The organism is Polaromonas sp. YR568 (assembly GCF_943372955.1).
In the GTDB taxonomy this organism is placed as follows: domain Bacteria; phylum Pseudomonadota; class Gammaproteobacteria; order Burkholderiales; family Burkholderiaceae_C; genus Polaromonas.
The window spans coordinates 481,043-501,335 of the sequence record NZ_CALSAL010000001.1 but is presented as its reverse complement, the minus strand read 5'-3'; the positions used below and the strand labels follow the sequence as shown (position 1 = coordinate 501,335).

General features: G+C 64.1%; 17 protein-coding genes. 9 read left to right on the top strand and 8 right to left on the bottom strand.

The window, feature by feature from the left end:
• Positions 1 to 7: 7 nt before the first annotated feature.
• Positions 8 to 1,384, top strand: a complete 1,377-nt coding sequence (locus AAG793_RS02340) for an ATP-binding protein (protein WP_341903498.1) — start codon at positions 8 to 10, stop codon at positions 1,382 to 1,384.
• Between the two features lie 44 nt (positions 1,385 to 1,428).
• Here the strand turns inward: AAG793_RS02340 and ispF are convergent, their stop codons facing one another.
• Positions 1,429 to 1,929: a 2-C-methyl-D-erythritol 2,4-cyclodiphosphate synthase gene (gene ispF / locus AAG793_RS02335; RefSeq protein ID WP_341903496.1), complete on the bottom strand. Its 501-nt coding sequence runs from the start codon at positions 1,927 to 1,929 to the stop codon at positions 1,429 to 1,431.
• Positions 1,929 to 2,684 (bottom strand): 2-C-methyl-D-erythritol 4-phosphate cytidylyltransferase, encoded by a 756-nt coding sequence (ispD, locus tag AAG793_RS02330; protein ID WP_341903492.1) that lies wholly within the window; start codon positions 2,682 to 2,684, stop codon positions 1,929 to 1,931. Before ispD ends, ispF begins: the two co-directional genes overlap by 1 nt.
• A 146-nt stretch (positions 2,685 to 2,830) precedes the next feature.
• Here ispD and mfd point away from each other — a divergent pair, with 146 nt between their 5' ends.
• The 3 genes from mfd to AAG793_RS02315 are packed head-to-tail and all read left to right on the top strand — an operon-like array spanning position 2,831 to position 8,918.
• Positions 2,831 to 6,319, top strand: coding sequence for a transcription-repair coupling factor (mfd, locus tag AAG793_RS02325; protein WP_341903488.1), 3,489 nt, complete (start codon positions 2,831 to 2,833; stop codon positions 6,317 to 6,319).
• Positions 6,316 to 7,032: a phosphoserine phosphatase SerB gene (gene serB, locus AAG793_RS02320; protein ID WP_341903486.1), complete on the top strand. Its 717-nt coding sequence runs from the start codon at positions 6,316 to 6,318 to the stop codon at positions 7,030 to 7,032. Before mfd ends, serB begins: the two co-directional genes overlap by 4 nt.
• Before the next feature lie 29 nt (positions 7,033 to 7,061).
• A complete protein-coding gene (locus AAG793_RS02315; protein WP_341903484.1) occupies positions 7,062 to 8,918 on the top strand; it encodes an ABC transporter ATP-binding protein in 1,857 nt (618 codons plus the stop codon).
• 6 nt (positions 8,919 to 8,924) lie between these two features.
• Here the strand turns inward: AAG793_RS02315 and AAG793_RS02310 are convergent, their stop codons facing one another.
• The 3 genes from AAG793_RS02310 to AAG793_RS02300 are packed head-to-tail and all read right to left on the bottom strand — an operon-like array spanning position 8,925 to position 12,814.
• Positions 8,925 to 11,696 carry a 7TM diverse intracellular signaling domain-containing protein gene (locus tag AAG793_RS02310; RefSeq protein ID WP_341903481.1) on the bottom strand — a complete coding sequence of 924 codons (2,772 nt, stop codon included), beginning with the start codon at positions 11,694 to 11,696 and terminating at the stop codon, positions 8,925 to 8,927.
• A complete protein-coding gene (locus tag AAG793_RS02305; RefSeq protein ID WP_341903478.1) occupies positions 11,696 to 11,983 on the bottom strand; it encodes an HNH endonuclease signature motif containing protein in 288 nt (95 codons plus the stop codon). Before AAG793_RS02305 ends, AAG793_RS02310 begins: the two co-directional genes overlap by 1 nt.
• Positions 11,984 to 12,013: 30 nt before the next feature.
• Positions 12,014 to 12,814 (bottom strand): DUF2726 domain-containing protein, encoded by an 801-nt coding sequence (locus AAG793_RS02300; protein WP_341903475.1) that lies wholly within the window; start codon positions 12,812 to 12,814, stop codon positions 12,014 to 12,016.
• A gap of 315 nt (positions 12,815 to 13,129) precedes the next feature.
• Here AAG793_RS02300 and AAG793_RS02295 point away from each other — a divergent pair, with 315 nt between their 5' ends.
• From AAG793_RS02295 to AAG793_RS02275, 5 genes are all read left to right on the top strand, one after another.
• Complete coding sequence (locus AAG793_RS02295) at positions 13,130 to 14,023, top strand: dienelactone hydrolase family protein (RefSeq protein ID WP_341903470.1); 894 nt, start codon at positions 13,130 to 13,132, stop codon at positions 14,021 to 14,023.
• Between the two features lie 189 nt (positions 14,024 to 14,212).
• On the top strand, positions 14,213 to 14,980 hold the full coding sequence (locus AAG793_RS02290) for an amino acid ABC transporter permease (RefSeq protein WP_341903466.1): 768 nt from the start codon (positions 14,213 to 14,215) through the stop codon (positions 14,978 to 14,980).
• Complete coding sequence (locus tag AAG793_RS02285; RefSeq protein ID WP_341905369.1) at positions 14,967 to 15,689, top strand: amino acid ABC transporter ATP-binding protein; 723 nt, start codon at positions 14,967 to 14,969, stop codon at positions 15,687 to 15,689. The genes AAG793_RS02290 and AAG793_RS02285 overlap by 14 nt, the downstream gene beginning before the upstream one ends.
• Positions 15,690 to 15,905: 216 nt before the next feature.
• Complete coding sequence (locus AAG793_RS02280; RefSeq protein WP_341903462.1) at positions 15,906 to 16,121, top strand: pentapeptide MXKDX repeat protein; 216 nt, start codon at positions 15,906 to 15,908, stop codon at positions 16,119 to 16,121.
• Positions 16,122 to 16,288: 167 nt separating this feature from the next.
• A complete protein-coding gene (locus AAG793_RS02275; protein WP_341903459.1) occupies positions 16,289 to 16,762 on the top strand; it encodes a hypothetical protein in 474 nt (157 codons plus the stop codon).
• A 22-nt stretch (positions 16,763 to 16,784) separates the two neighbouring features.
• Here the strand turns inward: AAG793_RS02275 and AAG793_RS02270 are convergent, their stop codons facing one another.
• Genes AAG793_RS02270 through cbiB form a run of 3 tightly spaced genes read right to left on the bottom strand, consistent with a single transcriptional unit; the run spans position 16,785 to position 20,289 of the window.
• Positions 16,785 to 18,239, bottom strand: a complete 1,455-nt coding sequence (locus tag AAG793_RS02270; protein ID WP_341903456.1) for a cobyric acid synthase — start codon at positions 18,237 to 18,239, stop codon at positions 16,785 to 16,787.
• Positions 18,236 to 19,234 carry an aminotransferase class I/II-fold pyridoxal phosphate-dependent enzyme gene (locus tag AAG793_RS02265; protein WP_341903453.1) on the bottom strand — a complete coding sequence of 333 codons (999 nt, stop codon included), beginning with the start codon at positions 19,232 to 19,234 and terminating at the stop codon, positions 18,236 to 18,238. The genes AAG793_RS02270 and AAG793_RS02265 overlap by 4 nt, the downstream gene beginning before the upstream one ends.
• Positions 19,231 to 20,289, bottom strand: coding sequence for an adenosylcobinamide-phosphate synthase CbiB (gene cbiB, locus AAG793_RS02260; protein ID WP_341903451.1), 1,059 nt, complete (start codon positions 20,287 to 20,289; stop codon positions 19,231 to 19,233). The genes AAG793_RS02265 and cbiB overlap by 4 nt, the downstream gene beginning before the upstream one ends.
• Positions 20,290 to 20,293: the final 4 nt, after the last annotated feature.

Here is a 20,293-nt window from a genome sequence, read left to right as displayed (position 1 = left end):
AGGTTCCATGGACGCCACCGGCCCAGCCAATCTTGAAACCGCTCCCGCCCCGCTGGAGATGCGCCCGCGGCGCGGCATCAGCCTGTTCTGGCGGACGTTTTTCTTCCTCTCCCTGCTGTTGTTTGGCTCCATCGTCGCCTGGCTGCAGACCTTCCGTGCGCTGGAATCCGAGCCACGCGCCATCCAGAACGCCCAGCAACTGGCGTCGCTCGTCAACCTGAGTCGTGCGGCGCTGCGCTACTCCGACTCGATTGCACGGGTGTCGCTGATCAAGACGCTTGCTGAGGAAGAACGGGTGCGCATCACGCCGCGCGAACCCAAAGACCAGTTCGACCCCAACATCAACGATGCGTTTGATGAACGCACAGCCGAAGAACTCAAGATACGCCTTGGACCGGGCACGGTGGTGGCCAGTGCGGTCAACGGGCAAAAAGGCCTGTGGGTCGGCTTTTCCATCGAAGGCGACTCCTACTGGCTGTTGACCGATCCTTCAAAAATTGGCCCTGCCAGAGGCAGCACCTGGATCATCTGGCTGATCATTGCCGCCGCACTTTCTCTGGCAGGCGCGGCCTTCATTGCGCGGCTGATCAACCGGCCGCTCAAGCAACTGTCGTTTGCGGCGAGCCGCATGCGCGATGGTGATTTCGATGCCAGCCTGCTGGACGAACGGGTTGCCACCAGCGAGATTCGCGAGGTCAACATCGGCTTCAACCGGATGGCCGAGCAGCTGTCGAAAATCGAGCAGGACCGCGTCATCATGCTGGCCGGCATCTCGCACGACCTGCGCACACCGCTGGCACGACTGCGTCTCGAAACCGAAATGAGCGTGGCCGATGCCGACGCACGCGAGCACATGGCGGCCGACATTTCACAGCTCGACGCCATCATCGACAAGTTCCTCGACTACGCCCGTCCCGAGCCCCCTCTGCTGGAGCGCGTGTCACTCAACGCCGTTGTGGAAGCCGCGGTGTATGCGGTGGCCGACTACGAAGACATGCGGGTCAATGTGAGTATTCCGCCCGACATGGGTGTGCTGGCAGACGAGGTGGAGCTGTCCCGGGTGATCTCCAACCTGTTGGAAAACGCCCGTCGCTACGGCAAAACACCCGAGACCGGCATTGCGCTGGTGGACATCGCTGCCAAGGGACGCGATCAGTGGGTGTTGATCAAGGTACGCGACCACGGCATGGGCGTGGCGCCCGAAACGCTGGCCAAGCTGACGCGCCCTTTCTTCCGGGGCGATGCCGCGCGTACCGCCGCCACGGGTGCCGGCCTGGGCTTGGCGATTGTGGAGAAAACCATCCAGCGCATGGGTGGCGTGTTCGGTTTGGCGAACACCGGATCGGGCGGGTTGGCAGCGCATATCAAGCTGCGCCGCAGCTGAGGCAGCCCGGCCTCTCGACGGCCCTGCGGGTGCTCGCTGTCAGCTCAGTACAACAACACCACCGCCCGGGCCTCCATGCTGAGCCCCTCGCCGACAGGACCCATCTTCTCGGCAGTTTTGGCCTTCACGTTCACCCGATTCACTTCCAGCCCCAGCGCTTGCGCAATCCGCGTGCACATCGCCGGAATGTGCGGCGCCAGCTTGGGGGCCTGGGCGATCACGGTGCTGTCGATGTTGCCGATGCGCAGCCCCTGAGCCGCCACTAGGCGCGCAGCTTCCTGCAGCAACACCACCGAATCTGCGCCCTTGAAGCGCGGGTCGGTGTCGGGGAAATGGGTGCCGATATCGCCCAGCCCCGCCCCGCCGAGCAAGGCATCGGTGATGGCGTGCAGCAGCAGGTCAGCGTCGGAATGGCCCAGCAAGCCGGTGGTGTGCGGAATCTCCACGCCACCGATGATGAGCTTGCGCCCGGGCACCAAGGCATGGGTATCCCAGCCTTCGCCAATGCGCCAGGTGGGGGGTGAAAAATTCGTTTCTGCGGTCATCAGGACACTTTCTTGGCAGCCTTGGTAGCCAGCGCGCTCAGGTAGGCACGGTGCAGGAGGATGGCTTCGGCCAGCGCGAAGTCTTCCGGGTAGGTGAGCTTGAAGTTCTGCGCATTGCCGGGTACCAGCCGGGGCGCCAGACCCATGGCCTCCATCGCGCTCGACTCGTCGGTCACAGCGACACCGCCCTGCTCCACGGCCTGAACCAGCAGGCCGATACGGAACATCTGCGGCGTCTGGGCCAGCCACTTGTCGCTGCGGTCAATCGTCTGGCGCACACGGCCTGCGGTTTCGCTTTTCAGTGTGTCGGGCAGCTTGTGCGCCAGCAGGCCGCCCACCTCGTCGTCAGAACAGGCGTCCATCAGCTGGTCGATCTGCTCCGGGGTAATCAGGCAGCGCGCGGCGTCGTGCACCAGCACCCAGTCACCGGGCTGCGCACCATCGCTGAGCAGCTGGCGCAGCCCGCCCAGCACACTGGCCGCACGGGTGGCGCCGCCGCAATCGGCCACCTCAAAACCTGCCGATGGCTGGTCTTTGAAAAACACATCGCCGGGTGCCACCACCACCAGGGTGCGGGCCAGCCGACGTACGCCGGCAAAGGCTGCCAGCGTGTGCAGCACCACGGCACGCCCTGCCACCGGCTGGTATTGCTTGGGAACCGGCGAACCGGCACGGCTGCCTTGTCCGGCACACGGAATCAGCGCAAAAAAGCGGGGAGGCCCTGAATTGCGGGAATTTGCGCTGCTTGTCGTCATGAGTTCATCATAGATTCTAAAATCGGTGCTTAGGCATTGCAGACACCCCATTCCAGCCGGTTTGGGGTGTCTGTCTTTTGCCGTTTCGTTTCTGTAATCGTTTTTGTCATTCTTTTTTCATCGTTTTCGCTCCCTCGCCCCTGTTCATGCCACTTCCCCTCCTCACCACCGGCAAACGCTACACGGTGCCGCAACCTGCGGGTTCTGCAGACGCCCTGCTGCTGGCCCAGCTGGGACAGCGCGAGAAGGCAGCAGGCAAGCTCACGGCCATCGTCACCTCCGATGCGACGACGGCCCAGCGGCTGATGGACGAACTGGCCTTCTTTGCGCCCGATCTGCGCTGCGCGCTGTTCCCCGACTGGGAAACATTGCCCTACGACACCTTCTCGCCGCACCAGGACCTGATCAGCGAGCGGCTGGCCACGCTGTGGCGCATCCAGCAGCGCGACAAGGACACCGGCGCGGATCTGGTCATCGTGCCGGCCACCACCGCGCTGTACCGGCTGGCGCCGCCGGCCTTCCTGGCGGGTTACACCTTCCAGTTCAAGGTCAAGCAGAAGCTCGACGAGGCGCGGCTGAAGGCGCAGTTGACACTGGCAGGCTACAGCCACGTCACGCAAGTGGTGAGTCCCGGCGAGTACGCAGTGCGTGGCGGGCTGATTGACCTGTTCCCGATGGGCTCGCTGGTGCCCTACCGTGTGGACCTGTTTGACGACGAGATCGACAGCATCCGCACCTTCGACCCGGACAGCCAGCGCAGCCTCTACCCGGTGCCCGAAGTGCGCCTGCTGCCCGGCCGCGAATTTCCGATGGACGACGACGCGCGTACGCGCTTTCGCAGCCGCTGGCGCGAACTGCTCGACGGCGACCCGACCCGCAGCCGCATTTACAAGGACATGGGTAACGGCGTGGCCACCGCCGGTATCGAGTACTACCTGCCGCTGTTTTTTGACGAAACGGCCACGGTGTTTGATTACCTCGGCGACAGCGCCACCGTGGTCCTGCATGGTGACCTGGAGCCCGCCTTCCAGCGCTTCTGGCAGGACACCAAAGACCGTTACCGCCTGGTACGCGACGCACCTGACCGCCCGGCCTTGCCGCCCGAGTCGCTGTTCCTGACCGCAGAGCAGTTCTATTCACGCGCCAACGACTACGCCCAGCTGGCGATTCGCGCCGGCGTGGAAGACGTTGCCGACAACGCCCAGTTCCACAAGCTGGACGAGATGGCCGTGGTGCGCGGCGCCGAAGATCCGCTGGCCCGCTTCAAAAGCCATGCCCGCAACACCGCCCACCGCGTGCTGGTGCTGGCCGAAAGCGATGGCCGGCGCGAGAGCCTGCTGGACTTCCTGCGCGCCAGCAATGTCAACCCACCGGCCTTTGAGTCGCTGCAGGAGTTCGTTGCCAGCGATGAAAAGCTGGGCATTGCCACCGCGGCGCTGAACACCGGCTTCAGCTGGCTGGAGCCTGGGATTGACTTCGTCACCGAGACCGAGCTGTTCGCGGCTGGCATCACCACCCGCCGCCGCAACAAGAAGCAGGAACAGGTCAGCGATGTTGAAGCGCTGATCAAGGATCTTTCCGAGCTCAACGTCGGCGACCCGGTGGTGCACAGCGCCCACGGCATTGGCCGCTACCGGGGCCTGATCAACATGGACCTCGGTCAGGGCGTCAACGAAGACGGCACCCCCCTGCTGCAGGAGTTTTTGCACCTCGAATACGCCGACAAGGCGACGCTGTATGTGCCGGTCAGCCAGCTGCACCTGATCAGCCGCTACACCGGCGTCAGCGCCGACGAGGCCCCCCTGCACAAGCTGGGCAGCGGCCAGTGGGAAAAGGCCAAGCGCAAGGCGGCCGAACAGATTCGCGACTCGGCGGCCGAGCTGCTCAATATCTATGCACGCCGCGCCGCGCGCGAAGGCCATGCATTCCGTTACTCGCCGGGCGACTATGAAACCTTTGCCAACGACTTTGGCTTTGAAGAAACCGCCGACCAGCGCGCCGCCATCCACGCAGTGATCCAGGACATGATCAGCCCGCGACCGATGGATCGGCTGGTCTGCGGCGACGTCGGCTTTGGCAAGACCGAAGTCGCCCTGCGCGCGGCCTTCATTGCCGTCACCGGCGGCAGGCAGGTGGCCCTTCTCGCACCCACCACGCTGCTGGCCGAGCAGCACTACCAGACGCTGGTGGACCGCTTTGCCAAGTGGCCGGTGAAAGTGGCCGAGATGAGCCGCTTTCGCTCCGGCAAGGAAATCACCGCTGCGATCAAGGGGCTGGCCAATGGCACGGTGGACATCGTCGTCGGCACCCACAAGCTGCTGAGCCAGGATGTGAAGTTCCAGCGCCTGGGCCTGCTCATCATCGACGAGGAGCACCGCTTTGGCGTGCGCCACAAGGAGGCCATGAAAGCCATGCGCGCCGAAGTCGATGTGCTCACGCTGACCGCCACGCCGATTCCCCGCACGCTGGGCATGGCACTGGAAGGCCTGCGCGACCTGAGCGTGATTGCCACCGCCCCGCAGCGTCGCCTCGCCATCAAGACCTTTGTGCGCAGCGAAAGCAATGGCGTGATCCGCGAAGCGGTGCTGCGCGAACTCAAGCGTGGCGGGCAGGTGTACTTCCTGCACAACGAGGTCGAGACCATCGAGAACCGCCGCCAGAAGCTGGAAGAAATCCTGCCCGAAGCGCGCATCGCCGTGGCGCACGGCCAGATGCCCGAACGCGAGCTGGAAAAGGTCATGAAGGACTTCGTGGCCCAGCGCTACAACCTGCTGCTGTGTTCGACCATCATTGAGACCGGCATCGACGTGGCCAGCGCCAACACCATCGTCATGAGCCGTGCCGACAAGTTCGGCCTGGCCCAGTTGCACCAGTTGCGTGGCCGTGTGGGCCGCAGCCACCACCAAGCCTACGCCTACCTGATGGTGCCGGACATTGAGGGCCTGACCAAGCAGGCCAGCCAGCGGCTTGAAGCGATTCAGCAGATGGAGGAACTCGGCTCCGGCTTTTACCTGGCCATGCACGATCTGGAAATCCGCGGCACCGGCGAGGTGCTGGGCGAGAACCAGAGCGGCAACATGCTGGAGGTGGGCTTTCAGCTTTACAACGAAATGCTCAGCGAAGCCGTGGCCTCGCTCAAGGCGGGCCGCGAGCCCGATCTGCTGTCGCCGCTGAGCGTGACCACCGAGATCAACCTGCACGCCCCGGCCCTGCTGCCCAACGACTACTGCGGCGATGTGCACCTGCGCCTGTCGTTCTACAAAAAGCTGGCCACCGCGAAAAACACCGACCAGATCGACGCGCTGCTGGAAGAAATTGTGGACCGCTTTGGCAAGCTGCCGCCGCAGGCCCAGACGCTGATCGACGTGCACCGCCTGCGCGTCATCGCGCGGCCTTACGGCGTGGTCAAGGTCGATGCCGCCCCGGGCATGATCAACATCACCTTCAGGAAAGACCCGCCCATCGACTCGATGGCGATCATGCACCTGATCCAGAAAAACCGGCACATCAAACTGGCCGGCAACGACAAGCTGCGCATCGAGCGCGAACTGCCAGAACCCAAGGACCGCGCCCAGATGGTGCGCGACGTCCTGCGCTCACTCGGACAACCCACCACGGAAGCCACCCCTGCATGACTGCTGCTGAAATCTCCCCCGGTCTTGTCGTCAACACCGCTGTGCCTGCGCGCGCGCTCAGCGACTTCAAGCTGATCGCCTTCGACATGGATTCCACCCTCATCAACATCGAATGTGTGGACGAAATTGCCGACGCTGCGGGCCGCAAGGCGGAAGTCGCTGCGATCACCGAGGCCGCGATGCGCGGCGAGATCACCGACTACAAGGAAAGCCTGCGCCAGCGCGTCGCCCTGCTCAAGGGCGTCAGCGTGAAAAGCATGGAGCAGGTGTACCGCGAGCGCCTGAAACTCAACCCCGGCGCGGCCGAGCTGGTACGCGCCTGCAAGAAGGCCGGCATGAAGGTACTGCTGGTCAGCGGCGGCTTCACGTTTTTCACCGACCGCATCCGTGACGAACTGGGCATCGACTACACCCGCTCCAACGTGCTGGAAGTCGCCCATGGCGAGCTGACGGGCCGCATGGTCGACCAGCCCTGGGGCGACATCTGCGACGGTGAGGAAAAGCGCCGCATGCTACTGGAAACCTGCACCCTGCTGGGCATTGAGCCACGTCAGGCGATTGCCATGGGCGATGGCGCCAACGATCTGCCGATGATGGGTGTGGCCGGTCTGTCGGTGGCCTACCACGCCAAGCCGCGGGTGCGTGAGCAGGCCATGGTGGCGATCAACAGCGGTGGTCTGGACCGCCTGCTGGAAGTCGTCCGGGTCGCCTGAGCGCCAAGTCCGACCACCGATCTGTTCGCATGCCCGTTTTCAGCAAGTTTGAGAAGCTGCTGCACGCCTATCCTGAGGCGGAGCCGACGCTGCCCCCGAAGCACTTTGTCGCCTTTCTATGGGCTTGCAGCCAGGGCGCGCGCGGCTACATCCTAGCGCTGGCACTGCTGTCGGGCCTCATCGCCGCGTTTGAAGCGCTGCTGTTCGCCATGCTGGGCCGCATCGTTGACTGGCTGGCCAAGGCCGAACCTGCCCGGCTGTGGCTGGACCACGGCCACACGCTGCAGTGGCTGGCGGCGCTGGTGGTCGGCAGCGTGGCCGTGGTCGCGCTGCAGACCATCGTCAAGCACCAGACGATTGCCATCAATTTCCCGATGCGCCTGCGCTGGAACTTTCACCGGCTGATGCTGGGCCAGAGCATGGCTTTCTACCAGGACGAGTTTGCCGGCCGGCTGACCACTAAGGTCATGCAGACGGCCCTGGCTGTGCGTGACACGCTGTTTGTGCTGGCCGATGTGATGGTGGCCATGGTGGTGTACGTGGCCACCATGACGGTGCTGGCAGCCGCATTTGATTTGAAACTGGTGGCGCCCTTCCTGATATGGCTGGCGCTCTACATCGCGTCGCTGTGGTTTTTCGTGCCGCGCCTGGGCCGCATCAGCAAGCAGCAGGCCGATGCCCGTTCGCTGATGACCGGGCGCATCACCGACGCCTACACCAACATCACCACCGTCAAGCTGTTCTCCCACACCCACCGCGAAGCCGCTTTTGCCCGCTCGGCGATGCAGGAGTTCATGAAAACAGGCCACCGCCAGATGCGGCTGGTGAGCAGCTTCGAAATCGTCAACCATGCGCTCAGCATGGGCCTGATCCTCGGCATGGCCGGCACCTCGCTCTGGCTCTGGAGCGACGGCCAGGTGGGCGCCGGTGCAGTGGCAGCGGCCACCGCGATGGCGCTGCGCCTGCAAGGCATGTCGCACTGGATCATGTGGGAGGCGACCAGCCTGTTCGAAAGCGTGGGCACGGTGCAGGACGGCATCAACACCCTGTCGCGGTCGCGCGTGATTGAAGACAAACCCGATGCCTCGCTGCTACAGGTGCCCCACGGCGAAGTGCGCTTTGAAAACATCGGCTTCAGCTACGGCAAGGGTCAACGGGTTATTGACGGCCTCACGCTTACCGTGAAGCCGGGTGAAAAGATCGGCCTTATTGGCCGCTCCGGCGCTGGCAAGTCCACGCTGGTGAACCTGCTACTGCGCTTTCACGAACTCGATGCCGGGCGCATCCTGATTGACGGGCAGGATATCTCGCAAGTCACGCAGGACAGCCTGCGCAGCCACATCGGCATGGTGACGCAGGACACCTCTTTGCTGCACCGCTCGGTGCGCGACAACATCACCTACAGCCGGCCAGCAGCGACCGAGGCCGAGATGCAGACCGCCGCAGAGCGGGCCGAGGCCGATGGCTTCATCGCGCACCTGACCGATCCGCACGGGCGCAGTGGCTATGACGCCCATGTCGGTGAGCGTGGCGTGAAGCTCTCAGGCGGCCAGCGCCAGCGCATTGCGATTGCCCGGGTGATGCTCAAGGACGCCCCCATCCTGCTGCTGGACGAGGCCACCAGCGCACTCGATTCAGAGGTCGAAGTCGCCATCCAGAGCAGCCTCAACACTTTGATGCACGGAAAGACCGTGATCGCCATTGCCCACCGCCTCTCGACCATCGCGGCCATGGACCGGCTGATCGTGCTGGATCAGGGCCGCATTGTTGAAGAAGGTGACCACCGCAGCCTGCTCGCCAGCGGCGGCCTGTACGCCCGGCTGTGGGCCCACCAGAGCGGTGGCTTCCTCACCGAAGAAGAGGAAGAGCCCGGCAACGGCGATTGACACGCCTTACCGGCGCGGCAGGCGAACTGAAAAGGTACTGCCCTCCCCGGCGGCACTGCGCACGGCGATCCGACCGCCGTGACACTCCACCGCGTTCTTCACAATCGCCAGCCCAAGGCCTGTGCCTTGAATCCCGCCCACATTGCTGGCGCGGTGGAAGGACTCGAAGAGATGGGGAATCTCTTCCTCCGGGATGCCGATGCCCTGATCGGACACCTCCATCACCACCTCGCTTCCCTCATCAAAGACGCTCAGGCGCACGGTTCCGCCGAGCGGCGAATACTTCACCGCGTTAGACAGCAAATTGCCAAAAATATGCCTTAGCAGGCGGTCGTCAAACAGGCCTGACTGCACACTGCTGGTGTAGTCCAGTTCCAGCTCGCAGAGGCTGTCTGGTTGCTGCATGCGCGCCTCTTCCAGCCACTCCTGGCAGAGGCCCCGCAGCTCGACCTGGCGCGGCTCGAACTCGAGCAGTTGCGCGTCGGCCTTGCCCAGCAGCAGCACGCGGTCGAGCATCCGCGTCATGCGCTGCACACCCCCGGCAATGCTGTCCAGAATCTCCAGTTTCTCGGGCTCCGGCAAGCGGTTGCCGTAGTGCCTGAGCAACTCCTCAGCCGACAGAATGCCGGCCAGCGGCGTACGGAACTCATGGCTGGTCATCGCCACGAAGCGGGTGCGCAATTCATTCAGCGCGCGCTGCTGCTCCAGCGCCTCGCGGGTGTCTTCTTCGGATTGCTTGCGCTCGGTGATGTCGAGAAAGGTCCAGATCACGCCGGAGTCCGGGTCGTTCGGGTGAATGCAGCTGCCGGCCATCTGCGCCCAGAAGACCTGTCCATTGGCACGCTTGAGCTGCCGCTCGCTGATGTAGCTGCCCGACTCGATCAGAGTGGCCCGGGCCTCGCGGCCAAATTCTTCCCAGGTGGCGGTGTCGGGGTGGATGTAGCTGGATTTCTGACCGATCAGCGCCTCGCGTGTGGTGCCCATGATCTGCGCGAACTTCTCGTTGACCCACTCATGACGCCGTGCCACCGACAGCACAATCCCCACCAGCGCCGTGTTGAGAATGGCCTCCCGCTCTGACGAGGTGCGGCGCAGCTGCGCCTCCAGCTCCTTGCGCGGTGTGATGTTCATGATCACCCAGACGGTGCCCTGGCTCAGGTCGTGGCCACTGACCGCCTTGCCGGACAGCGACACCCAGATCAGCGTACCGTTGTACTGGCGCACCTGGATTTCGGCTTCGTAGTTCTCGCCGCGGCTGGCACAGGCGGCCACCTCGCCACCGACCCGGATGTATTCCTCCCGCGAGAGGTAAAACGGCTCCATCGAGGTCAGGTTCTCGCTGCCGGTGCCAAAGACCTGCAGCATCGCCTGGTTGGCCCAGCGGAAGCGACCTTCCGGCGTGAGGAAGGCAATGCCCACGATGGAGTTCTCGAGAATCATCTCGCGCTCCTTGAGCTGGGTGCGGAACTTCTCCTGCGAGGCACTCAGCGCGTCGACCATGGCCCGCTCGGCCACAATCCGCGCCTGGGCCTGCTCCTTCTCCTGCCGCGTCACATTGATGCGGTCTGCCAGCGCGAACGACAGCACCACCATCTCCAGGGCCGAGCCGATCAGCAGTGCGTTCGACGTCAGCAGATTGGACGGCAGCACACCGGTGTTGTGCAGCGACAGCGTGACCACCCCCACCAGCAGCAGGGCCCAGGCCGCCAGAAAGTACTTGGCCCCCGGATGGCCCCGGCGCAGGCTGAGCACGCCCACCGACACCACTGCCGTCACCGACAACACCGCCAGCACCGTGACCATCCACGACGACACCACGTAGGGCAACAACAGAGCTGCCAGCAAACTGAGCAGCCACCCGACGCCCAGCAGACGCAACAAGCCATCGAGCCGCGGCATGGTCTGCCGACTCGAAAGAAAGGTACAAGCGAAAAGAATGCCGAACACCGCGGCGGTGGACATGCCTGCAGGCGGCGACACACTGTTCCACCACAGCCAGTTGGGCCACAGGAACTGCGCTCCAAACCCGGTCAGTGCAGCCTGCGCCACCGCCATGCTGGCAACAAAGGCCACGTAAACCAGATAGGCCCGGTCACGCACAGAAAAATACAGCAGCAGGTTGTAGAGAAACAGCCCGATCAGCAGCCCGAAGTACAAACTGAGCAGCGCGTACTCGTACTGATCGTGCGCCCACAGCGCTGCTGGCTGCCACAGCCGTACCGGCGCCGACACCGTGCCTTCAGACTGGATGCGCAGGTACAGCGTGCTGGCTGTGCCGGGTGCAAGCCGCACCGGAAACACATGGTTGCGGTGTGCCACAGGCCGGTCGGCAAATGGCAGCAGGTCACCGCCCGCCTGACGGGCGTAGCCGCCCTGCCCGTCGGGCGCATAAAGCACCACGCTGTCCAGCGGCGGATAGGCCAGCTCCAGCATCCAGTCGGCTTTGGAATCGGGCGCTGTCTGCAGGTTCACCCGCAGCCAGATGGCCGATGTGGTGAGGCCGAAATTGGCACCCGACGCACTTTGCTGCACGGTCTGAAAGCGCGCGCCGGTTTCGGGCTGCAGCACATCCTGCAGGGTGAGCTGCCCGCCGGAGTCCTGCAAATAACTGAAGTGGGGGGCCAGCAGGTAGCGCCCCTCTTGCGTAATCGACAGCGGGGTGGTCTGCGCCAAAGTGGGAAGGCTGCAAGTCGCCACGGCCAGCCACGCAGCAGCAGCGAGCAGGCGGCACAGGAAGCGGTCCAGCCATCTGACGGCCCACGCGGCACCAGAGCTCATCAATCGCCCGCTCTGGTTGGGGCAACGCCACGCCGGGCGACGCGACCCGGCAGATCCGCCGATGCAGGAACCGGCCCACGGGCATGGCGCTGGCCGTTGCAGACTTCGTGGCTGATGGCGAGGTTGTCCTGGTGGCTGTTGCCACCCTCGCTCAGGGGCTGGATGTGCTCCAGCGTAGCCGCTTCAGGCAACACGTGCTCGCCGCACACCCAGCACGGCACCACACCGTGCAGCTGCCGTGCCACCGTCCGGTAAATCTTCTCGCGGGTATGTCCAAGTCGGCTCACAGACGGATTCTGGCGCAAGATGCTGCGGAACTACTCCAGCTTGGCAGGCCGGGTCTCGGGGGGCTGGATGAAGGAATCATCCCACTGCACGGCAAAGCGGTCGTCGCTGTCGCGGTCTGCCGACTTGATGCTGCCTGTGCCGTGGCTGTTGAAACCGATGTTCTGCTGTGCCGGTGCCGATGCCGCGCGTTGCGCGTCCTTGTTGAGCTCCTTGAGGGCAGCCTCTTTGGTGTCCCTCATCTTCTGCTTGGTGAAGGCATCGAGTTCGGCGCGGAAGACGCTGTCGCCGCCGCGGGTTTCCTGGGCTTCCTGTGTCATTTCGACCGGCATCTCGCCGAGGAAGGCGGCGCGCATGGCGGCGCCCGTGGGCAGACGGCTGCTGCGCACCGTGGTGTAGGCAATGCCGCAATCGGACAGCAGGTTCTCCTTGAGCTCCCGGCTGGCCTTGCTCTGGCCGCGCTTGCCGATGACATCGACGCAGCCGACCACCTTGCCGTCAGACGTGCAGACCGTGAAGGTGGTGTAGACGCCATTGAGCATTTCGAGCCAGCGGGCGCTTTCGGTGCGGCCCTTGTCGCGCTCCAGCGGAATCGTGAAGCGAAGCACCGGAATCTTGACCATCACCAGGTGGTCGTGAAAGACGCCGCGCAGCCATTTCAGCGCTTCGTGTTCGTCGGTGGTCACCACGCCCCGGGCGCCCAGCGGCCACTTGCGCGGCAGACGCAAACGCGCATTGGAGGCACTTCGCAGCCACAGCGCATAAGCCACTGCGCCTGCCACGGCACCCACCAGCAATCCGCCCAAAGCCATCAGCCATGTCAAGAGATTCAAGATCGCTGTCTCCTTTGGTGTGTCAGCCCGCTCATCCCGCGTATCCCGCGCTGCTCCCCGTGTCTCATTAAAGCAGGATTTGCACGGTTTGGCGCTGACAGCGCCTCGCCGGACGCTGCGGCATCGCCGCAAAAGCAACATCCCCAGCTATGTTTTTCGTAGCAAATTGCAAATCCGTGGCCTGTGGGTGCCCGGTACCGGTGCCAGACGGCCATGGTGTTCGGTCATGGCGCTCGGGCACAGCATCCGTCTAATGGCCCCAGCTTTGCCTGTCTGGTGCAGGGTTGCTATCCTGCACCTTTGCAAGGAGTTCACATGACCCGCAAGACCGCCCAGGATTTTGACCAGGAACTGCTGATTCTTTTTGACGCCTACGTGCACGGCACCATCGACCGGCGCGGCTTTCTGGAGCGCGCCCAGAAATTTGCCACTGCCACCATGAGCGCCGGCGCCCTGCTGGCGGCCTTGAGCCCCAACTTCGCGGCAGGCCAGCAGGTCCCGAAGGACGACAAGCGCCTGTCGACCGAAATGCTCTCTTACCCTTCCTCAGCCGGGAACGGCACCGTGAAGGGCTATCTCGCCAAACCGGCCAACGCCACCGGCAAGCTGCCCGGCGTTCTGGTGATTCACGAAAACCGGGGCCTGAACCCGCACATTGAAGACATCACCCGCCGTCTGGCACTGGACAATTTCGTGGCCTTCGCACCCGATGCCCTGACCCCGGTCGGCGGCTACCCCGGCAATGAAGACAAGGCACGCGAGCTGTTCGCCACGCTCGACCAGAGCAAGGCCAGGCAGGACTTTCTGGCGGCGGCAGCCTTCCTGCAGGGCCGCAGCGACTGCACCGGCAAGATCGGCGTGGTCGGCTTCTGCTACGGCGGCGGCATGGCCCATACGCTGGCCACACAGCTGCCCGGACTGGGCGCCGCCGTGCCTTTTTACGGCAACCAGCCGGCGCCCGAGGAAGCCGCGAAGGTCAAGGCGCCGCTGCTGATCCACTTTGCCGCCGTGGATGAGCGCATCAACGCTTCATGGCCCGCCTACGAGGCGGCGCTCAAAGCCGCTGGCGCACGCTACACCGCGCACCAGTACCCGGGCACGCAGCACGGCTTCAACAACGACACCACGCCGCGCTACGACGCAGCCGCTGCCAAGCTCGCCTGGGAACGCACCGTCGCCTTCTTCAACACCCACCTGCGCACCGGCTAAATAACGGCTGAGTACCGGCTGGGCGCCCTGCCAGGGCACAAGGACTTTCCCGACCCCGAGAGGCCGGCGGCACACGGTACCATCGGGGCCCGGGTCTTGCTTGGGTGCATGGGCAGCGGCTCGCATCACGCGACCCGCGCCCTCCCGGGCCGCTCATTCCCCAGAAACTTCAGCTCCTGACATCTCCTCATGGAACAAATCCTCTGGTTCGGCTGGTTCCGCGCCGACATCATTGCGCAATACGCCTCGCTGTTCTGGCAAGGCCTGCAGATGACTGTGGCCATCACGGCGATCTGCATCGTCCAGGGCACGGCGCTGGGGCTGGCGGTGGGTCTGGCCGGGCTGGCGGAATCGCGCCGCGCACCGGCCAAACACCTGTGCCGCTTCCTGTTGCGCTGGCCGGCCGGCATTTTTGTCAGCTTCTTCCGCGGCACACCGCTTTTTGTACAGATCCTGCTGATTCACTTTGCGGTGATGCCGCTGTTCATCAACCAGTCGGACGGCCTGTTGATCTCTGGCGAAACCGCCCGCCACATCAAACAGAACTACGGCGCCTTCCTGTCGGGCGTGGTTGCGTTGACGCTGAACGCCGGTGCCTACATCTCGGAAATCTTCCGGGCCGGCATCCAGTCCATCGACAAGGGGCAGGTTGAGGCGTCGCGCTCGCTGGGCCTCTCCTTCCCGCGCACCATGTACCACGTGGTGCTGCCGCAGGCCTTCCGCCGCATGCTGCCGCCGCTGGGCAACAACGCGATTGCGCTGCTGAAAGATTCGTCACTGGTGTCGGCCATCGGCCTCGCCGAACTGGCCTATGCCGCCCGCACCGTGGCTGGCGCCTATTCCCGCTACTGGGAGCCCTACCTCACCATTTCCCTCATGTACTGGGTGTTGACCATGGGGCTCGCCTATCTTGTCAAACAACTGGAGACTCGTTATGGACGAGGTGATTCGCGTTAACCGGCTGACCAAGCAGTTCGGCCAGGTGTCGGTGCTGCGCGGCATCGACTGCGCCATCAACGCCTCGGAAGTGGTCTGCATCATTGGCCCGTCGGGTTGCGGCAAAAGCACTTTTCTGCGCTGCCTGAACGGGCTGGAGGAAGCCAGCGGCGGCGAGGTGCTTGTCAACGGCATCTCGGTCCACGACCCGAAAACCGATGTGGATGCGCTGCGTTCCGAAATCGGCATGGTGTTCCAGCGCTTCAACCTGTTTCCGCACAAGACCGTGCTCGAAAACATCGCCCTGGCCCCCACCAAGGTGCGGGGCCTGACCGCCGCCCAGGCGCAGGCACGCGCCGAAGAGCTGTTGGCCAAGGTGGGCTTGAGCGAAAAAATCAACGCCTACCCGAACCAGCTTTCGGGCGGCCAGCAGCAGCGCGTGGCGATTGCCCGGGCATTGGCGATGCAGCCGCGCATCATGCTGTTTGACGAACCCACCTCGGCGCTTGACCCCGAAATGGTCGGTGAGGTGCTGAACGTCATGCAGGCGCTGGCCGAGGAAGGCATGACCATGGTGGTGGTGACCCACGAGATGGGCTTCGCCCGGCAGGTAGCCAACCGGGTGCTGTTCATTGACGAAGGCCAGATCATCGAAGACGGCTCGCCCGCCGAGGTGCTGGAGCAGCCCCGAGAGGAGCGCACCCGGCGCTTCCTCAGCAAGGTGCTTTAGGCCGCCTTCTGGCGTTATTTTTTAAGGGTATTCCCGTATCACGGAATCCACCCTCGCAGTTGCCACGTATCAATGGGGTCGGCTTGGCTTTGTCTGGCAATCCCTGACCTGGTCAGGGTTGTAAGAACCCGGGTCAGGTTGCGACAAACCCAATGGCGGTGCCTGTCATCGTCTTTTTCGCGATTGATCAATCCAACTTCTTAACCCAGGAAAACCATGAAAAACTTGAAAGCACTCCTCGTCATCTCCGCTCTGCTCAGCGCTGGTGTGGCCCAGGCCGCAGGCCACGCAGGTGCCCCCATGACCAAAGACGCCGCCGGTAAGGACACCATGAAAAAGGATGAGATGAAAAAAGACGACATGAAGAAAGATGCCATGGCCAAAGACGGCATGAAAAAGGACGCCATGAAAAAAGACGAGATGAAGAAGTAATCTTCCCGCCTGCTGGCACCAAGGGAGACGACCTCAGGGCGTCTCCCTTTTTTCATGGGCTCGCAGCTTTATCGACTGATGGGCTGATGGCCTTGTCGCTGACATCCTGCCCTGACTCTTCATAATCAGGCCTTCGGGACACCGTGCCCTTGATGTGAGAACTCCCCGTGCTGAAAAACCCCCTCCGCCTGCCGACGCTGGCCGGCCTGTGCTGGCTGCTCGCGATGCCTGCCGGTCAGGCCATCGCGCAGACACCAAGCACCCCGCGCGCGGCGCCGGCGCCAGCATCCGCCGCTGCAGCGCACCCCCTCACCGGCACCTGGAACTGGACCCTGCCCGGCAAGCCCTGCAGCGAAACCCTGCAGTACCGGCCCAATGGCAGCCGTCTGGCGACCAGCGGGGAGCAAGTCACCAACGGTGACTACGAGGTCACCCGCTCGCCCAGCGCGGCCGGCTTTTACCGACTGACGGAAACCGTCACCCAGACCAATGGCAAGCGCGACTGCTACGGCGACCTGCAGGGCAGCAATGAAGAGTCGGTGACGCGCTTCATCCAGTTCAGCCCGGCGCAGGACCAGTTCATTGTGTGCAAGGCAGAATCGCTGCAGGCCTGCTTTGGTCCTTTGCGGCGGGTACCTTAAGCGGACGCCCTGACCTGATCGATCAGTCGGGCTGAATCAGAGACTGCAACACGCCCGGCTCAAAGTGGCGTTCGATGTAATCGGCAAGGCCGTCAAACACCGCATCCATCGTAGGCACACGGGCACCAAAGAGGGCCTGCAGCACGCGCGCATCTTCAAACATGCCGTGCAAATAGAGGCCCAGCACGTTACCCGCCGCGTTCTGCCACGCCAGGCCATCAGGCAACACGGCAGAAGCGATGTCCCCTGCGGCAGCCATCGCCGGATGGGCGCGGGTCTGGCCATGGTGAATTTCATAGCCCTCGACCTGCACGCCTGACAGCGCCGACCACGCGCCACCCACGGCACCAAAGGTGGCGGCCTTGTGCTGCACGGTTTTGGACTCTTCAAACACCGTGACCACCGGCAGCAGGCCAAGGCCGGGTGCATTGCCGTCGATACCGTGCGGGTCGATCAGGGCCTCGCCCAGCATCTGCAGGCCGCCACAGACCCCCAGCACCGCACCGCCGCGGCCTGCATGGGCAGCAATCGCCTGGTCCAGCCCCTGCGCGCGCAGCCAGGCGAGGTCACCGCTGGTGTGCTTGGAGCCGGGCAGGATCACCCAGTCGGCATCCATCAGATCCGTCGGGCTGCGCACCCACTTCAAACGCACGCCGGGCACGTTCTTCAGTGGCTGGAACTCGTCGAGGTTGCTGATGCGGGGGTAGGCGATCACGGCAACGGTGCGCGTCACTGCGCCCGAGGCCACGCTGCTGTCATCGAACACGCCGTCTTCTTCCGGGAGCCCATGCTGCCACCACATGGGCAGCGTTGCCACAGTGGGCACACCCGTCATGTCCTGCAGCATCTGCGGGCCTGGTGCCAGCAGGCGGGCGTCTCCGCGGAACTTGTTGAGTACAAAACCCTTGATCAGCTTGCGCTCGGCTTCATCGAGCATGGCCCAGGTGCCGTAGAGGTGGGCAAACGCGCCGCCACGGTCAATGTCACTGACCAGCAGGCAGGCCGCCTGCGCGTGCTTTGCCACCCGCATGTTGACGACATCGCTCGATTTCAGGTTGATCTCGGCCGGCGAGCCCGCACCTTCGATCACCACCACATCGTTTTCGGCCATCAGCTCATCCAGCGCCTGCGCCATCACCGGCCAGACCGCGCTACTGCGCTCACGCCACGCCATGCGAGAGAGTTCGGCATGTACCTGCCCCATCAGCACCACCTGGCTTTGCGTGTCTTTTTCGGGCTTGAGCAGCAGTGGGTTCATGCGCACATCGGGCTCAGCGTTTGCCGCCAGCGCCTGAAAATACTGTGCGCTTCCGATCTCACCTTGGGCCACCACCCGGGCGTTATTGCTCATGTTCTGAGACTTGTAGGGCGCCACTTTCAAACCTTGGCGGGCGTAATGGCGGCAAAGCGCTGTGGTCAGCCAGCTCTTGCCGGCGCCGCTGGTGGTGCCAAGCACCATGACGGTTTTTGCAGTCATTGCCTTGACGTGAGGAGTTGTTGCCATGCATTGTGCAGCGCGTCCTGCACGGCGGGTTGCTGCACGCTGACCCGCACATGGCCGGGCAAGCCAAATGAGGTGGTGTCGCGCAGCTTGATGCCTTGCGCACGCAGCACTGCCAGCGCCTGCGGCAAGTCTATACCTGCCGGAAGCGATGGCCGCGCGCAAAAGAAATTCGTTTCGCTGGGCAGCACATGCCAGCCCCACGATTCGCACAGACCGATCTGCCGGGCTTTCCATGTGCGCAGGGTGTCCAGACTGTTTTGCAACCAGTCCTGCGTTTCGCCACTCACCCAGGCCTGCAACATGGCCACGCCGTGCGCGCCAATGGGCCACGAGGGACTGAGTTCCTCCAGCGCTGCAACGGCTGCGCACTGCCCCGGCGGCGCAATCACGTAGGCGGCGCGTACCCCGGTCAGCCCGAGTGCCTTGTTGGGTGTCCAGAGTTGCCACGCTGTTTCTGGCGTGGGGCTCGGTGTTCCACTTAATCGCAGGGGCTCATAGGCCCGGTCCAGCACCACCATGGCGTGCGCGTCGATACCGTCGGCCAGTTGCGCCAGCCCGGCATGGGCACAGCCCATGGGGCTTGACGGCTCGCAGGCCCAGAGCAGCTGCGCATCGCGAGGCTGCGCCGTCACCGTCAGACGGTTGGCGTGCGCGGCCTGTACGTAGTCGCAATAGCTGTGCGGAGGCAACCAGACGGCCCGCCCGCCCCGCCCTGCGACCAGCGCGGTGACGCGGAAAATGAACTCGCTGGCACTGGCGGCCAGCAGCACACGTGCGCTGTCGACCCCATGAAAGGCGGCCAGCTGTGCACGCAGCGCCGTATAGCCCGCATCAGGGTAGCGTGTGGCATCGGCTCGCTGGACGGCTGCCAGGGCCGCCGGACACGGACCGCAGGCATTGCTGTTGGTAGAAAAGTCGTGCAAAGGCACGCCTTGATGGTCCGGGCCACCATGCAGTCGCGTGGTCATGCGCGACTCCCGGGCCATGAGCCGCCCATCGCTGCAGCAAGAAAAATCGCAGTCACCGCTCCAATCAGCAAAAGCACCACCGCCTTGCCGGCATCCGCCTGCGCTGCCGCTACGTCATCCGGCCCCGGTGGACGGCCCGAAGGGTTGAGGGTGTACACACCGGGCTTGCCGAGCGAGATGCCCAGCGCCAGCGCCATCGCCGCCATGGGCCAGCCGCTGTTGGGCGACGGCGTTTTTTGGGCCTCAGCAAGCACTGCGGACAGACGCACACCCCGCGTCACCGCCATCAGCAGCAAGGCCGTCACACGCGCCGGTACCCACGACAACACATCGTCGGCACGCGCCGCCCACTTGCCCGCCCATTCCCAGTGCTGCCCGCGGTAAGTGCCCCGGTAGCCCCACATCGCGTCGGCCGTGTTGGCAAAGCGGTACACCGCCGCACCCGGCAGACCGAGCAACACAAACCAGAAAATCGGTGCCACCACCGAGTCGTTCAGGTTTTCTGCCAGCGACTCGATGGCACTCTCGCGCACCTGGCTGTCGGTGAGCTGCGCCGTGTCGCGGCTGACCAGCCATGACAGGCGTTCACGCCCGGCGGCCAGCGACTGCTGCAGGGCCGTCTCGACCGCACCGGCCTCGTCATGCAGCATGCGCCATGACAGCATGCATTTCAGCGCCCAGCCCGCGAGCAACACCAACAGGGCAGCCAACGCCGCCAGCAGCATGTCTGCGGCAGCCAGCGCCTGACCGACCTGCCACAGCACCAGACCCTGCAGGCCCCAGGCCACCGTCGCCACTGCTACAGCGCCCACGCACCACGCCAAGGCACCCAGCACAAAAGCCGGCGCGGGCGAGCACCGCACCACCCCATCGCCACACACTTTGAGAAACCGGCCCATCCACACCACCGGGTGAATGGCCGTGAGTGGTTCACCGAACTGTCGATCAATCCACCAGGCCAGCAACAGGACAGCTGCAGACACCCCTGCAGCGCCTCCCGCCACGCTGAGGGGAAGCACAGCATCCAGCCATGGCACCGTCGTTATTTCAGTCATCCGC

Coding starts and splice junctions, on each gene's coding strand:
- AAG793_RS02340 (WP_341903498.1), top strand. CDS start 8: ATGGACGCCACCGGCCCAGCCAATCTTGAAACCGCTCCCGCCCCGCTG.
- ispF (WP_341903496.1), bottom strand. CDS start 1,929: ATGACCGCAGAAACGAATTTTTCACCCCCCACCTGGCGCATTGGCGAA.
- ispD (WP_341903492.1), bottom strand. CDS start 2,684: ATGACGACAAGCAGCGCAAATTCCCGCAATTCAGGGCCTCCCCGCTTT.
- mfd (WP_341903488.1), top strand. CDS start 2,831: ATGCCACTTCCCCTCCTCACCACCGGCAAACGCTACACGGTGCCGCAA.
- serB (WP_341903486.1), top strand. CDS start 6,316: ATGACTGCTGCTGAAATCTCCCCCGGTCTTGTCGTCAACACCGCTGTG.
- AAG793_RS02315 (WP_341903484.1), top strand. CDS start 7,062: ATGCCCGTTTTCAGCAAGTTTGAGAAGCTGCTGCACGCCTATCCTGAG.
- AAG793_RS02310 (WP_341903481.1), bottom strand. CDS start 11,696: ATGAGCTCTGGTGCCGCGTGGGCCGTCAGATGGCTGGACCGCTTCCTG.
- AAG793_RS02295 (WP_341903470.1), top strand. CDS start 13,130: ATGACCCGCAAGACCGCCCAGGATTTTGACCAGGAACTGCTGATTCTT.
- AAG793_RS02290 (WP_341903466.1), top strand. CDS start 14,213: ATGGAACAAATCCTCTGGTTCGGCTGGTTCCGCGCCGACATCATTGCG.
- AAG793_RS02280 (WP_341903462.1), top strand. CDS start 15,906: ATGAAAAACTTGAAAGCACTCCTCGTCATCTCCGCTCTGCTCAGCGCT.
- AAG793_RS02270 (WP_341903456.1), bottom strand. CDS start 18,239: ATGACTGCAAAAACCGTCATGGTGCTTGGCACCACCAGCGGCGCCGGC.
- AAG793_RS02265 (WP_341903453.1), bottom strand. CDS start 19,234: ATGACCACGCGACTGCATGGTGGCCCGGACCATCAAGGCGTGCCTTTG.
- cbiB (WP_341903451.1), bottom strand. CDS start 20,289: ATGACTGAAATAACGACGGTGCCATGGCTGGATGCTGTGCTTCCCCTC.